The 14,300-nt window shown below is 36.1% G+C and carries 14 protein-coding genes; 4 read left to right on the top strand and 10 right to left on the bottom strand.

Features of this window, described 5'->3' with window-relative positions:
• Window positions 1–79: 79 nt before the first annotated feature.
• From FH036_RS19370 to FH036_RS19330, 9 genes are all read right to left on the bottom strand, one after another.
• Window positions 80–391 carry a cyclic-phosphate processing receiver domain-containing protein gene (locus FH036_RS19370; RefSeq protein ID WP_001103780.1) on the bottom strand — a complete coding sequence of 104 codons (312 nt, stop codon included), beginning with the start codon at window positions 389–391 and terminating at the stop codon, window positions 80–82.
• 14 nt (window positions 392–405) lie between these two features.
• On the bottom strand, window positions 406–1,128 hold the full coding sequence (locus FH036_RS19365) for a prepilin peptidase (protein ID WP_044792799.1): 723 nt from the start codon (window positions 1,126–1,128) through the stop codon (window positions 406–408).
• 112 nt (window positions 1,129–1,240) lie between these two features.
• Window positions 1,241–1,951 (bottom strand): LutC/YkgG family protein, encoded by a 711-nt coding sequence (locus FH036_RS19360; protein ID WP_044792797.1) that lies wholly within the window; start codon window positions 1,949–1,951, stop codon window positions 1,241–1,243.
• Window positions 1,951–3,372: a LutB/LldF family L-lactate oxidation iron-sulfur protein gene (locus FH036_RS19355; protein ID WP_000061916.1), complete on the bottom strand. Its 1,422-nt coding sequence runs from the start codon at window positions 3,370–3,372 to the stop codon at window positions 1,951–1,953. Before FH036_RS19355 ends, FH036_RS19360 begins: the two co-directional genes overlap by 1 nt.
• 16 nt (window positions 3,373–3,388) lie before the next feature.
• Window positions 3,389–4,108 carry a (Fe-S)-binding protein gene (locus FH036_RS19350; protein WP_000869149.1) on the bottom strand — a complete coding sequence of 240 codons (720 nt, stop codon included), beginning with the start codon at window positions 4,106–4,108 and terminating at the stop codon, window positions 3,389–3,391.
• Window positions 4,109–4,276: 168 nt separating this feature from the next.
• Complete coding sequence (locus FH036_RS19345) at window positions 4,277–4,966, bottom strand: FadR/GntR family transcriptional regulator (RefSeq protein ID WP_254912616.1); 690 nt, start codon at window positions 4,964–4,966, stop codon at window positions 4,277–4,279.
• A 226-nt stretch (window positions 4,967–5,192) separates the two neighbouring features.
• Window positions 5,193–6,593, bottom strand: coding sequence for a sensor histidine kinase (locus FH036_RS19340; RefSeq protein WP_000494834.1), 1,401 nt, complete (start codon window positions 6,591–6,593; stop codon window positions 5,193–5,195).
• Window positions 6,594–6,596: 3 nt separating this feature from the next.
• Window positions 6,597–7,268 (bottom strand): response regulator transcription factor, encoded by a 672-nt coding sequence (locus tag FH036_RS19335; RefSeq protein ID WP_001046403.1) that lies wholly within the window; start codon window positions 7,266–7,268, stop codon window positions 6,597–6,599.
• Window positions 7,261–8,235 (bottom strand): YncE family protein, encoded by a 975-nt coding sequence (locus tag FH036_RS19330; protein WP_001234171.1) that lies wholly within the window; start codon window positions 8,233–8,235, stop codon window positions 7,261–7,263. Before FH036_RS19330 ends, FH036_RS19335 begins: the two co-directional genes overlap by 8 nt.
• A gap of 136 nt (window positions 8,236–8,371) precedes the next feature.
• Between FH036_RS19330 and FH036_RS19325 the strand changes: the two genes are divergently transcribed.
• The 4 genes from FH036_RS19325 to FH036_RS19310 all read left to right on the top strand — a co-directional run bounded on the left by FH036_RS19325 (window position 8,372) and on the right by FH036_RS19310 (window position 13,635).
• On the top strand, window positions 8,372–9,487 hold the full coding sequence (locus FH036_RS19325) for a CdaR family transcriptional regulator (RefSeq protein WP_000898627.1): 1,116 nt from the start codon (window positions 8,372–8,374) through the stop codon (window positions 9,485–9,487).
• Window positions 9,488–9,604: 117 nt separating this feature from the next.
• Window positions 9,605–11,017 (top strand): glycolate oxidase subunit GlcD, encoded by a 1,413-nt coding sequence (glcD, locus tag FH036_RS19320; RefSeq protein ID WP_000890742.1) that lies wholly within the window; start codon window positions 9,605–9,607, stop codon window positions 11,015–11,017.
• Complete coding sequence (locus FH036_RS19315) at window positions 11,014–12,342, top strand: (Fe-S)-binding protein (RefSeq protein ID WP_139896135.1); 1,329 nt, start codon at window positions 11,014–11,016, stop codon at window positions 12,340–12,342. The genes glcD and FH036_RS19315 overlap by 4 nt, the downstream gene beginning before the upstream one ends.
• Before the next feature lie 465 nt (window positions 12,343–12,807).
• On the top strand, window positions 12,808–13,635 hold the full coding sequence (locus FH036_RS19310) for a CAP domain-containing protein (protein WP_139896134.1): 828 nt from the start codon (window positions 12,808–12,810) through the stop codon (window positions 13,633–13,635).
• A 40-nt stretch (window positions 13,636–13,675) separates the two neighbouring features.
• Here the strand turns inward: FH036_RS19310 and FH036_RS19305 are convergent, their stop codons facing one another.
• Window positions 13,676–14,281: a DUF1648 domain-containing protein gene (locus tag FH036_RS19305; RefSeq protein WP_000598988.1), complete on the bottom strand. Its 606-nt coding sequence runs from the start codon at window positions 14,279–14,281 to the stop codon at window positions 13,676–13,678.
• Window positions 14,282–14,300 lie beyond the last annotated feature (19 nt).

The following is a 14,300-nucleotide window of genomic DNA, read 5'->3' as shown; positions in this document are numbered from 1 at the left end:
TTTTTATCCATATACAGGAAAAATAAAAGAAGTTGTCTCCAAAAGTTCGTTTTTAACGACCTTTTGGGACAACCTCTTTTTAGCTCCCCACATATTTAACAACAAGATTAGGATTAATCTCTCCTTCTTCCTTTCCCTTATTCATTCTCTGTTTCATCTTATGCATACCGATGACATCATTCGTATGAAAGTGTATTTCATTTACATATAAACCCTCTTTACAAAAAGCTTCGACAAAATCTAATCCACTTTTTTCTCCCCATCCCATATTGAAATCAAGGGAAAGAACATTCACCTCATAATCTCGTACCATTTGCAAAGCACATTCTACTGTAGTTGCGAGCACGTAACCGTACGGACAACTTCTTTGATCATCCATATATACATTCATTTTCTATCCCCTCTCTATTTTGCATACGTGACCAACATGTAACATATTGCCCCAAGACTAATAAAAGGACCAAACGGTATTTGAGTCCTCATTTTCATACGTTTTAATACGAGACCAGCTCCAAAGAAACAAAGACTAAAGCAAGATGCTAAAAATAAAACGATAAAAATCCCTTTCAGTCCCACTATAAATCCAAGTAACGAAAGTAATTTTATATCCCCTCCCCCAAGCCCTTCTGGATATATCTTTTGCATGCAGTATAACAAAATGAATATAACGCAACTACCAACTATACTATCTATCCAAGTGACTAACGGTATAAAAGCACATTCTAAAATGAGTAAACAAGCAAACCAAGCTAAAATACGATTTGGAATTAACATATATATGTAATCTGTAACTGAAATAATAAGAAGTAACGAAAAAAGTGATAAAACGATAATAAGCTCTCGTTCCACCCCAATCATATATACAGTAAGAAGACATATCATTCCAGTTACAAGTTCAAATACTACGTACAAAATTGAAATTTTCCTCTTACAATTCGTACAACGCCCTCTTTGCATACAAAAAGAAATGATTGGAATCAATTCTTTTGGCTTTAGCACATACTTACAATAATGACAATATGAACGCGGGGTTATGATAGACTCCCCTAGCGGAACTCTCATCGCAATTAACATAAAAAAAGAACCAAACACCATCCCCGCTAACAATGCATATACATAAGTGAACATCCCTTCCTCTCCTTTCCAAAAGAACATAGCAAAAAAAGGAGAGAACTTCTACTTCATATTATCTCTATTCTATAAAAAAAGCAGGCCATTTTCTGGCCTGCTTTCCCCTATTTTATACGATGAAATATACTGCTTTTAATGGTCCATGTACTCCGACAACAAGATTCATTTCTATATCTGCCGAGTTACTAGGTCCTGTAATAAAGTTAATACAAGATGCCACTGTCTCACCATTTTCTACACGCTTGTTCATATCCTCAACTGCTTGTGTAATACGAGGTACAAGTGTTTCACGTGGAATAATAGCAAAGTATACAGTCGGTAAAAAGTGTAAAGAACGGCCTTGGCCTTTATGACTTTGTACAACGATCGTACCAGATTCGGCTAAAGTATAATCACTAAATGCAATTCCAATATTTGCTCTTTCCGCGATACGCATATTCTCTTCTTTTTTCTCAGGATCCCATACGTTCACTTCAACATTTTGCTTTGGAAGTTCTTCTTTAAATAAAGAAGTCAACCCATAAGAATCAAAACGTTCATCTGCCGATAACATAATAGGTCCCCCGCCGTTTTCAACGATTACTTTTTGAATATCCTCACGTAAACGGTCATTTGTCGTTTCCACAACAGTTGTATGAATGTTTGTACATTGATTTTTAAATACTTCTAACAATTCTTCTTGTGAATAATTTTTTAACGTTTCTTTATTCACATTGTTTTTCCATACTGGACGTTTTACACCATCCGTTTTACGCGCGCGTCCAAGTTCTTTTGCAATATTTTCTAGAAAGGACTCACGGTTTTGAATTAATCCTGTCATTATTTGTCCCCGCCTTTCTTATGATCTTTATACCAATCACGGAATCGTTCTTTACTTGGAGCCGGGAATTCACGAATATCTGTCCAGTTTTTAAGTGGCCCAACACCTTTTGATACACGGTTACCAGATGTAAATGGACTCATTGCTGCTGGCGCCATCTTTGATCCCATTTTATATAAAGCTGCTGAAGATGCACCCATACTAAACATTTTCATTGCTAATTTTTCTGCAAGTGGAGCACGCCCTTCTTGCTCAACGATAACTTGACGATGTTTTAATAATAAATCATGCAATGGAATTTTTACTGGACAAGCTTCTGTACACGCTCCGCATAAACTAGAAGCATAAGGAAGCTCTTTGTAATCATCATATCCACCTAAAAGTGGTGTTAATACCGCCCCAATTGGTCCTGAGTATATAGAGCCGTATGAATGTCCACCAACATGTCGATATACAGGGCATACGTTCACACAAGCAGCACAACGAATACATTGCAACACTTGACGGAATTCAGATCCGAGAATTTGAGAACGACCATTATCAACCACAACTAAGTGGAATTCTTCTGGGCCATCTACTTCCTCTTCTTGAATTGGTCCCGCTACCGTTACATAACTTGTTAACTTTTGACCTACTGCACTACGACATAGTAAACCAACTAAAACATCTAATTCTTCCATTGTCGGAACCATACGTTCCATACCCATAACCGCAATTTGTGTTTTTGGAATCGACATAACAAGGTCGGCATTACCTTCATTTGTTACTAAACAAAGAGAGCCAGTATTTGCAACAGCGAAGTTACAACCTGTCACACCAATTTCAGCACCCATAAATTTTTCACGAAGTTGTTTACGAACAAACTTTGTCATTTCGTATGGATCATCAGAATTTTCATAGCCAAGCTTTTCTTTAAATACGTCACGAATTTGCGTTCTATTTTTATGAAGAGCAGGCGCAATAATATGTGAAGGTGGATCGTTATCTACTTGCAGAATATACTCTCCTAGATCACTTTCTAACACTTCACAACCGATTTCTTCAAGCGCATGGTTCATACTAATTTCTTCTGTTACCATTGACTTTGATTTTACTACCTTTTTTGCCTGCTTCTTTTTTGCAACGTCTTGAATATACTTTGCTGCTTCCTCTTTCGTTTTCGCAAAGTACACATGTCCGCCTCTTTTGGATACATTTTCACTTAACTGCATTAAGTAATAATCAAGATTTTCTAACGTATGTTGACGAATTTCTTCACCGAGTTCACGCCATTCTTCCCAGTTTCCTAATTCATCTGCTGCTTTTAAACGATTCGTATATAAGCGTGTTTGTGCAGAAGATACTGCTCCGCGCATAAACGAATCTTGAATTCCATCGCCAACGCGATCATTAAATTTTTTCTCACTGATTTTCATAGACATAGCTTATGTTCCCCCTTCATGAGCGACTATTCAGTACCTCAGCAATATGCATTACTTTTATTTCTTTTCCTAAACGCTCAATACGTCCGCCAATGTTTAACAAACACCCACAATCTGCACCGATTAAATAATCAGCGCCTGTTTCCATTGCACTATCTACCTTTTCATCTACCATTTGCTCAGAAATTGGAGTCATCTTCACTGAAAACGTTCCCCCAAACCCGCAACAATTTTGCACATTTGGTAACTCTCTCACAGTTAACCCTTTTACATTTGATAATAAAATTCCTGGTGCCTCTGTTACTCCAAGCATACGTGTCATATGACATGATTTATGAATAGTAGCAATCCCTGGTAAACTTGCACCAACATCAGTAACCTTTAAAACGTCTACAATAAATTGTGTAAATTCATATGTTTTATCAGCAACTTTTTGTGCACGTTTAGCCCACTTCGGATCATCTTTAAAAACATGCGGATACTCATGAAACATTGTCGCACAAGAACCAGATGGCGTAACGATATATTCTGCATCTTCAAAAGTTTCAATCATATGTTTCATCGCTTCTTTTGCAGCTTCTACATGGCCGCTATTATAAGCAGGCTGACCGCAACAAACTTGTGCTTCTGGAAATTCAATTTCACAACCTAAACGCTCCAACACCTCAACTGTTGCTTTGCCGACATTTGTTTCAAACATATCGACTAAACAAGTAACAAATAAAGTAACTTTCATAATTATTACTCCCCCTTTTTACAACTCCACCAACAAACATATGGTCATCAGATGACTAAGGAGAGAAGAAATAGGCTCAACCATGGCCTATCCTCTCCCTCTTCTAAAGAAAACGCTTACTTAATCTCTCTCTATTTTATCAGAAAATTAGATTTTTAAAAGATTAAATTAAGAATTTATATCGTTTCTACCTGTGACAATATGTTCTACATTTGTTAAATGATCTAGCATTGCTTGCTGCGCTAATTCTACATCTTGCTTTAACACTGCATCATATATAACTTGATGCTCTTCTATAAGTCGTTCTGATGTTGTTTGTTCACCATATAAAATAATGCGTCTTGATTCACCAATTGTTTCAGCAATCATCTCTGAAACATGATTCATAAGTTCAAGCAAAATGTTGTTATGCGAAGACTCTGCAATTCCCATATGGAACTGAAAATCTGCTTTTTCACCAGCTTTTTCATCTCCAACGCTCTTTGCCATTTCATCTAACCAATGCTTCATATTTTGTAAATTATCTTCCGTACGTTTTGCCGCAGCTGCTCGAACTGCCCCCACTTCAAGCACCTTTCGTACTTCTAATAAATTCAAAATATCTTCTTTCTTCATCAATAATCTATTGTTTAATGATTTTGTTAATGAAGAAGAATCGAAGTTCTTCACATATGTACCTTCTCCTTGTTTCATCTCAATTAAGCCCATTGCTCTTAGCGCACTTAGCGCTTCACGAACAGCAGATCTACCAACTTGAAACTGCTCAGCTAATTGATGTACAGGAAGTAGTTTGTCACCAGGTTTTAACGTACCATTTTTAATCATTGTTAAAATAGCTTCAGATACTTCTTCGTAAATCTTTTTCGGTTTAATAGATTTGTACTCCAGTTAAATCACCTCAGTATCTTCCAAACAACAATTGAAACGATTTATAAGAACTTTGCATCATAACTATTTTAGAACGAATTGGTAAGAAGTACAAATGTTTTGTTCATAAAATCGTCAAAATTCCGATATTTATTACATATTAATTTATATCTTACGTATAATTATTGTCTTCCATATAAAGAGCATGCCCTAAAAATTAGAACATGCTCTCCTCATCCTGTACTTTCAATTTAATACTAACCGTCGTACCGTTCCCTTTTTCACTTTCAATTCGCCACTGTCCATCATGTATATGAACAATTTGTCTTACAATTGCCAGGCCTAAACCTGTTCCACCATGTTGACGACTTCTCGCTTTATCAACTCGGTAAAAACGCTCGCCAAGGTTTTCCAAATGCTCTGTATCAATACCGATCCCCGTATCTTTTATGTTCAATTCACAGTAATCATCTATCTGTCTGAGCGTTACCATAATATCCCCGTTTTGATTTGTATACCGTATCGCATTATCTAACACGTTATGAAGCACTTGTTGCATACGATCCTCATCAATCATTACAATGATTTCTGGATTTAAATTTGTTGAAATACGAATTTTCTTTTCTATAAACTTAATCTCATACGTATCTAACACATCTTCAATGAGTTGTGAAAAAACGATAGGTTGTTTCTTTAACGGAAAATGTTCACCTTCTAATTGTGCTAAATCTAATAAATCATGAACGAGACGCTGCATACGATCTGCTTCTTTATGAATAAGCTGTGTTACTTTTTCCTGTTGTGGTCCCTTCGCTACACCGTCTAAAATAGCCTCGCTATATCCTTTTATATAACTAAGCGGTGTTCTTAGTTCATGCGAAACGTTGGCTAAAAACTCCTTACGCTTTACGTCTTCTGTCTCCAAAGAATTTGCCATTTTATTAAATGCTTTTCCTAATCGCCCAATTTCATCTTCAGAAGAAATTGTAATTCGTTCCGAAAAATCCCCCGTAGCCAAATGATTGGCAACTCGTTCCATTTGCGAAAGTGGTTTCGTAATAGCAATAATAATTTTTCTACCAATCCATATTGTCAGTAAAGTTATAGCAAGTGCTAACGGTGCTAAAATAAGACCCATATCATATATTAAGTCTTTTATACTTTTTAAAGGAATATAAGAATATACAATACCAACTAATTTTTTATTTTCTAAAACAGGGATGACAACCCCCATAATATTACGGTCAAAATGTTCCTCGTATCCTATCTTTGTCACAGTTTTTCCATCTAATAATGCTTGCCTGTCCCCTTCACTTATAAGAGAATGATGGTGCACATCAAATGGTAAACATGCACTTAAATCACGTGGGTTCGATACGAAAAGAACGTCTGAACTAGATATTTGATCAAATGCTCTTACTTTCTCTTCAAAAATTGATATTCCTTCGCGCTTATCATATTGCGCAGAAAGACGCTTCCCTTCCATTACTAATGAATCTTTTAAATTATCAACGTATAGTTTTTCATACGAATATAAAGATACAAAATAAAGAAAGGAAACTGTTACAAATACTGCACATACTACTGTCAGCCAAAGCTTCTGTACCATCGTAAACATACGTTACACCTCAAATTTATAGCCTACACCCCAAACAGTTTGAATGTAGTTTCCACTTTCTCCAAGCTTCAAACGCATCGTTTTCACGTGCGTATCTACGGTTCTTGTACTTCCGGCATAATCATATCCCCATACCTTTTCCAGCAATTGTTCTCGGCTAAATACTTGTCCCGTATGTTGGCAAAGAAAATAGAGTAAATCAAACTCTTTTACTGTAAGAGAAATTGGCTCACCATCCACCTCAATTTTCCTACTTTTTTCATTAATAAGGATCGGCCCAAACTGAAATTCCTCTTGTTGCTCTTGCTTTGTATAACGCCTTAATACAGCTTCCATACGAGCAATTAATTCACCAGGACTAAATGGCTTTACAATATAATCATCTGCTCCCATACGTAAGCCGTTCACCCTATTCCACTCTTCACCTTTTGCTGTTAAAAATATTATTGGTACATCTGACGTTTTTCTAATTTCTTTACAAACTGAAAGTCCATCCATCTCTGGCATCATAATATCTAGTACAACGAAATCATAATGATTTGTCTCTAATTTTTTTAGAGCTTCTTTTCCATTTTCAGCTTCTCCCCACTCGTATCCGAAATTATCTAAGTACATTCCAACAAGTTGCCTCATATCACTTTCATCATCTACAACTAATACCCTATATTTATTCATTGTCCTCTCCTTCCCTCTCTATGAGTTGAAACGGCCCTTTTCCGACTTTAATTGTTTGTTTTATTTTCAAGTTCTTCATATCCATGACGCAAACTTCATCACTATCATAACTTGCTACGTACCCTTCTGCTCCGCTCTTCAAAAATGCAAATGGGTTCGATCCTACTTCTACAGAATCTACCTCTTTATACGTGCTAACATCAAACTTTCTAAGCGTATTTGAACCGTGACTTAATGCATATACGTACTTATTATCCTTCGTTATATTCACAGGCATAAAAGGAGCGTGTAAAGAACGTACCATTTCTCCGCTCTGCAAAGAATACACTAATACTTTCTCATTGACTTGATTTCCATCACCATGTCCACCAATCCATATTTCTTTCCCATCCGGACTAATTGTCGCTCCCGTTGACGCTGGGGGAATCATAAAGGTTTGTATCACTTCTTTTTTCTTTGAATCAATTGTCGTTAGCTTCGTATCATAAAAGTTTAATACAGATAACTGGTTATGGTACTCTACCATCGTTATTGGCCCTTTTCCAGTTGACACACTTCCTGTCTCTTTACCTTTTATCGTAAAGAACCTTATCTTTTGGGCATTTTGATCGGCAGCAAATAATTGCTTTTTATCTTCTGATACGACTACATTTACAATGCCTTTTCCTGTTTTATATTTTTCCACTTGCCTTCCTTCTGCTAGTGAATATACATACATGTACTCTAACTGCTTACCATATATAAGTATGTCCTCACCATTTGGAAGTAGTGCAATCCCTGCCATTGGTTCGTTAAGTTCCCATGTCGTAATTAACTTTTTAGTATGTTTATCAATAAAACTAAGGCTACCTTCTTTTATATTCGTTGTTATAATAACGCTTTTATCTTTAGCAATCGATGTATAGGAACTTCCTTGACACCCTACTAATAGAAATAAAAAACAGAGAAGAAAAACATACTTTCTCAAAAGATCCCCTCCATCTTCGGATGATTTCGTTATAATTGTAAAATAACAAATAAATGTGTGGAAAGTGTGAAATTTCCCTTTCTTACTTCATTTACATATATAATGTACAACAAATAGAATTTGAGGTGTGCCAATTATGCTTTTTCCTGATTTAGCGAATAAAATTGTACGAGAAGTACGCAGGCTAATTAAAGAAAATATTATTATCATTAATATACAAGGCGTTATTATTGCAAGTACAGATATAGAAAGAATCGGCCAATTTCATGAAGGCGCACTCCGCTGCGCAAAACAAAAGAAAACTGTCATTATTACAAAAGAGGATGAACGACGTTTGCAAGGCGTAAAGGCAGGTATGAATCTCCCTTTACTATTCCATGACGAAGTAATTGGTGTCATTGGAATTACAGGTGAACCTGAAAATATTTCACAATACGGAGAAATATTACGTAAAATGACCGAACTACTCATCCATGAAAACTACTTTTTAGAGCAACTAGAACTTGAACACCGTTCTTATGAGGCATTTGTCTTTGATTGGCTTCAAAATACAGACTGGTCTCCAAACTTTCTCGATCGTGCCAAAACACTTGGTATTGATTTATATAAGAAAAAACAACTTATTTTGTTCTCTATCGATCGAAATGACACGATGCTTCAGCGTAAGATTTGGCAACATGTACGCAATCTATTAACAAAGGAGCATCTATTTATTCGCTGGGGAAATGATCGATTCATTTTATTTACAGCCACGAACTCCAAAGAGCAAACATATCAATTTTTAAAACGATTAAAACAAGACTGTGAAACTTTGTTTTCTATTCCTTTATATATCGGGATTGGAAAATCCGTTACGCCAAGCAATATGAGCTTATCATACGAACAAGCATTACAAGCTCTTTCCGTATCACTTGAAACAAAAAAAATTGTATTTAATGAGGATTTACGTTTAGAAATGTGCTTACAAGATATTTCTGCGGAAACGCGGGAACAGTTTCTAAAGCGCACCATCGAAAACTTACTATCATCACCTGAGCTTATGCACACTTTACGTTTATTTATCGATTATAACCAATCCTATAAACAAACAGCGCAGCAATTACATATACACATTAACACATTGCATTACAGACTTAAAAAGATTGAGGAGTATACAGGACTTGATCCGAAACAATTCAAAGACTTAAATATTTTATATTTCTCGCTCCTCTTATTAGATAATCAAACAAAAAAGAACGATAAAAATGATTAATCTTTAGATGATTATACATAGAAAGAATCCCCCGACTTTTTTATCATTATAATGAAAGCACTGTGACAACGTTTTTTATTATGACTCATTACGTTAACAGTTTGAGGGGGATTTCCAATGTTAGAAAAACAAATTATTGATTCATTCGTATCCATTGTTGGCGAAGATAATGTAGATACATCCAATATGGGGCGTTTAACGTATAGTTATGATGCCACTCCAAACTTCCAAGCAATGCCTGATGCAGTCATTGCTCCTCGTAATACAAATGAAGTAGCTGAAGTATTAAAAGTATGTAACACTCACAAAATCCCTGTATATGTTCGTGGGTCTGGAACAAATCTTTGCGCAGGGACATGTCCACTTGAAGGCGGTATCGTCCTTATCTTCCGCCATATGAATAACATTTTAGAAATTGATGAAGAAAATTTAACAATTACTGTACAAGCTGGTGTGATTACGCTTGATATTATTAAAGCAGTAGAAGAAAAAGGTTTATTTTATCCACCAGATCCAAGCTCAATGAAAATTTCTACAATTGGTGGTAACATTAATGAAAACTCGGGTGGATTACGTGGATTAAAATATGGCGTAACACGTGATTATGTGATGGGGCTTGAACTTGTCTTACCAAATGGTGATATGATTCGCACTGGTGGTAAATTAGCAAAAGATGTAGCTGGTTACGATTTAACTCGTTTATTTATCGGTTCTGAAGGAACACTTGGCGTCGTAACAGAAGCAATATTAAAACTTGTTCCTATGCCTGAAACAAAGAAAACGATGCTTGCACTCTATGAAGATATTAATGAAGCTGCACGTGCTGTTTCTTCTATTATTGCAAATAAAATCATTCCAGCGACACTTGAGTTTTTAGACCAGCCGACAATTGAAGTAGTAGAAGAGTTTGCTCAAATCGGTTTACCAACTGACGTAAAAGCAATTTTATTAATTGAACAAGACGGTCCGCCTGAAGTTGTTAATCGAGATATTGAAAAAATGGCTAACGTTTGTCGTTCCATGAATGCAGTTGATGTTCGCGTCGCAAAAGATGAAGCGGAAGCAGATGCGCTTCGGACAGCTCGCCGTAGTGCACTGTCAGCACTGGCAAGATTAAAACCTACTACAATATTAGAAGATGCAACGGTACCACGCTCACAGATTGCTCCGATGGTTGAAGCTATTAATGCCATTGCCAAAAAATATAATATTCCTATTTGTACGTTTGGCCATGCTGGCGATGGCAACCTACACCCAACTTGTATGACAGATGCTCGCAACGAAGAAGAAATGCACCGAGCTGAACAAGCTTTTGCTGAAATATTTGCGAAAGCAATTGAACTTGGTGGCACGATTACTGGTGAACATGGTGTTGGTGCGATGAAGGCTCCGTATTTAGAAATGAAGTTAGGTAAAGAAGGTATTGCTGCTATGCAAGGAATTAAACAAGCCTTCGATCCAAATAACATTATGAATCCAGGAAAGATGTTCGCGAAGGATACTCGCAAAAGAGTGGTGGTTGAGCGATGACAACATTAAATAAAGAAAACATTCAAAAGGAATTTAAAGAACGATTAAGTGAAGATGAACTACTAAACTGTATGCGATGCGGTTTCTGCTTACCAACTTGCCCTACTTACATTCAATCTGGATATAAAGAATCACATTCCCCGCGTGGACGTATCGCATTAATGAAAGCGGTCGTCGACGGCTTAATTGAGCCAGATAAAGATGTTGAAAACACATTAAATGTTTGCCTCGGCTGCCGTGCTTGTGAACCTGTTTGTCCATCTGGTGTGAATTATGGACATTTATTAGAAGAAGCTCGTGATATTATAAATCAAAACAAAAAGTTTTCAATGCCAGTGAGAGCTGTTCGTAAAGTCGTTTTTGAAGGACTTTTCCCGCATCAAAATCGAATGAGAACATTAACAGGATTAATCGGATTTTACCAACGTTCCGGTTTACAAACGCTAACACACAAAACAGGAATTATGAAGTTATTCCCTGAAACACTTGCAACAATGGATCTCGTTTTACCAAAAGTCCCAAAAATGAAAGCAATGAAAGATCGCCCTGAATTTTTACCTGCTGAAATTACAAAAAAGAAACAAGTTGCATTCTTCACAGGTTGTTTAATGGATACGATGTTTTTAGAAACAAATAACGCAACGATGAAACTACTTCAGTTAGCTGGTTGTGATATCGTTATTCCAAAAACACAAAGTTGCTGCGGGGCATTACATGGACATGCTGGTGAGAAAAATGGAGCAAAAGAATTAGCAAAACGCAATATAAAAGCATTCGAAGATTTAAACATCGACTATATTATTACGAATGCTGGTGGTTGCGGAGCTTACCTCGTGGACTATGATTATCTTTTAAAAGATGATCCACAGTGGGCTGAACGTGCAAAGCAGTTCGTTTCTAAAATTAAAGATATTACTGCTATTCTAGTAGAACTAGATTTCCATAAACGTAATGACTTACGAGTCACGCCGCAAGTTATTACGTATCAAGACTCTTGTCACTTACGCAATGTTATGCGAACATCTTCAGAACCTCGTATGTTACTAGAAGCAATTCAAGGCGCAACATACCGTGAAATGAAAGATGCAGATCGCTGCTGTGGTTCTGCTGGTATTTATAACATTGTTCATTCAGAACTATCTATGGAATTTCTAGATTACAAAATGGACCGTGTGCATGAAACAGAAGCAGCAACCATTGTTACTGCAAATCCAGGTTGTTTATTACAAATGAAATTAGGCATTGAACGAGAAGGTCTTTCTCATAAAATGAGAGGAATTCACATCGTTGATTTATTATTAGAAGCAATTGAAACCAACTCGTAATAACTCGTAACATACGTAATAATAGGAAAACGGCTATCTCCTTCGTCTATGTAAAGAGATAGCCGCTTTTTTGTCCGCTACAACATTAAAAATATGTTACTTTATTATAAAAAAGAACAACAGAAACATTACAGTTTTGTAAAAATCAATCCAGTATATTCCTCAAAAAAACGCTCAAACCATTGATACAATAGGATTCTTCATTTTCAATATAGGTACATTTATCCAAAAACCGCGTCTTATAACCAAGTATAAAAATGCTGAAAATTCCTTTTATACTCTATGTTTCTCTTATTTTTCCCCTTTTCCCCTCTTAGGATAAATTAGGTAAATTTTAAGTCTATGAATTTTTTTCCATCTTTTTTCTCACAAAATCTATGCTACGATGAATTTGTCAGTCAGACAGGCTGTCAAAAACAAATCGTGTGAAAACAAATTAAAACTTTATATAGGGGGACACACATCATGAAAAAGCGTGTTTTATTATCTGTAGCTGCTGCAACGGCTCTTACTTTAGGAGTATCTTCTCTAGATGCACAAGCTGCAACAGTACAACCATCTAACATAAAGGTTCAAAATATTCAGCATTCAAAAGTGATGATGAAGCAAATGAGCCAACAAGAATTACAAGCATTCTTACAATCTATGGGCGTTGAGTCATTAGCACAATGGCAACAAGGAAACTTCCAACCAAATTGCATTATTCCTGGTCAACAACCTACTGAAAATGTTGTAATTGAGCAACCGACAGCTAAGCCAGAAACTCAAAAGCCTGCTGAGCAAAAACCTGCCGAGCAAAAGCCTGCTGAAGAAGTTCAAAAACCAGAAGCTCAAAAGCCTGCTGAAAACAATAATACGCAAAAACCGGCTGAACAAAAACCAGCTGAGCAAAAGCCTGCTGAAGAAGCAAAATCTTTAAGCGAGTTCGAACAACGTGTTGTTGAATTAACAAACGCTGAGCGTGCAAAACAAGGTTTACCAGCTTTAAAAATCGACACTGAATTAAGCAAAGTAGCACGCATTAAATCTGAAGATATGCAAAAAAATAACTACTTTGATCATAACAGCCCTACATACGGGTCTCCGTTTGACATGATGAAGAAATTTGGTATTTCTTATACATCTGCAGGTGAAAACATCGCCCAAGGCCAACGTACACCTGAAGAAGTAGTACAAGCTTGGATGAACAGTGCTGGACACCGTGCAAACATCTTAAATAATGGCTTCACTCACATCGGTGTTGGCTATGTAGAGAGCGGCAACTACTGGACACAACAATTTATTACGAAGTAAATAGATTAAAAGAGTCTTCTCATAATGAGAAGACTCTTTTTTACGTTTCATAACTTTCTATTATGTATGAGTATAAAGCGTAGAACATAAACAAAATAGAACCACCACTTATTACGCTAAGTAACACATAAAATCCCCATTTCAAGTTCAAAAACAATGAAAACAATATACTACATGCCATCACTTGAAAAATCCGTCTACTCACTAAACGGATTTTTTTTAATTTGATTGAGTCTTTTTCCGTACTCTGAACTTTTTTAAACGCCTTACTAAGCATAAAGAGAAACATACTAATCCCAATTGTTAGTCCTGTTTGAAAGGATATCATGCTTCCAAAATTAATAAAAAGAATGAGCATATGGATAAACAACATAAATAAAGTAATCGTCTTTAGAAATCCACTTATAATGACATGCTCGTCTTCATTAAACTTATATATATTATGTGAAATAATATACATCAATCCATGTAAGAAAATAATAAGACAAGGAATAAGTGCTATAACAACTTTTTTACTCATAAACTCGTTTGGCCGACCATTTCCATCCCAATGTACCGCCAAATGCTCTGGTAAATATGGATAGAGACATAGAGTAACTAAAAGACAAGCGAAAAATATTCCTAGTATATATTTATATTTGATCAAGTGATTCTCACCTCTCTTT

This window comes from Bacillus sp. CD3-5 (assembly GCF_006349665.1).
Lineage (GTDB): Bacteria > Bacillota > Bacilli > Bacillales > Bacillaceae_G > Bacillus_A > Bacillus_A paranthracis.
This window is presented reverse-complemented; position numbering and strand designations above follow the sequence as displayed.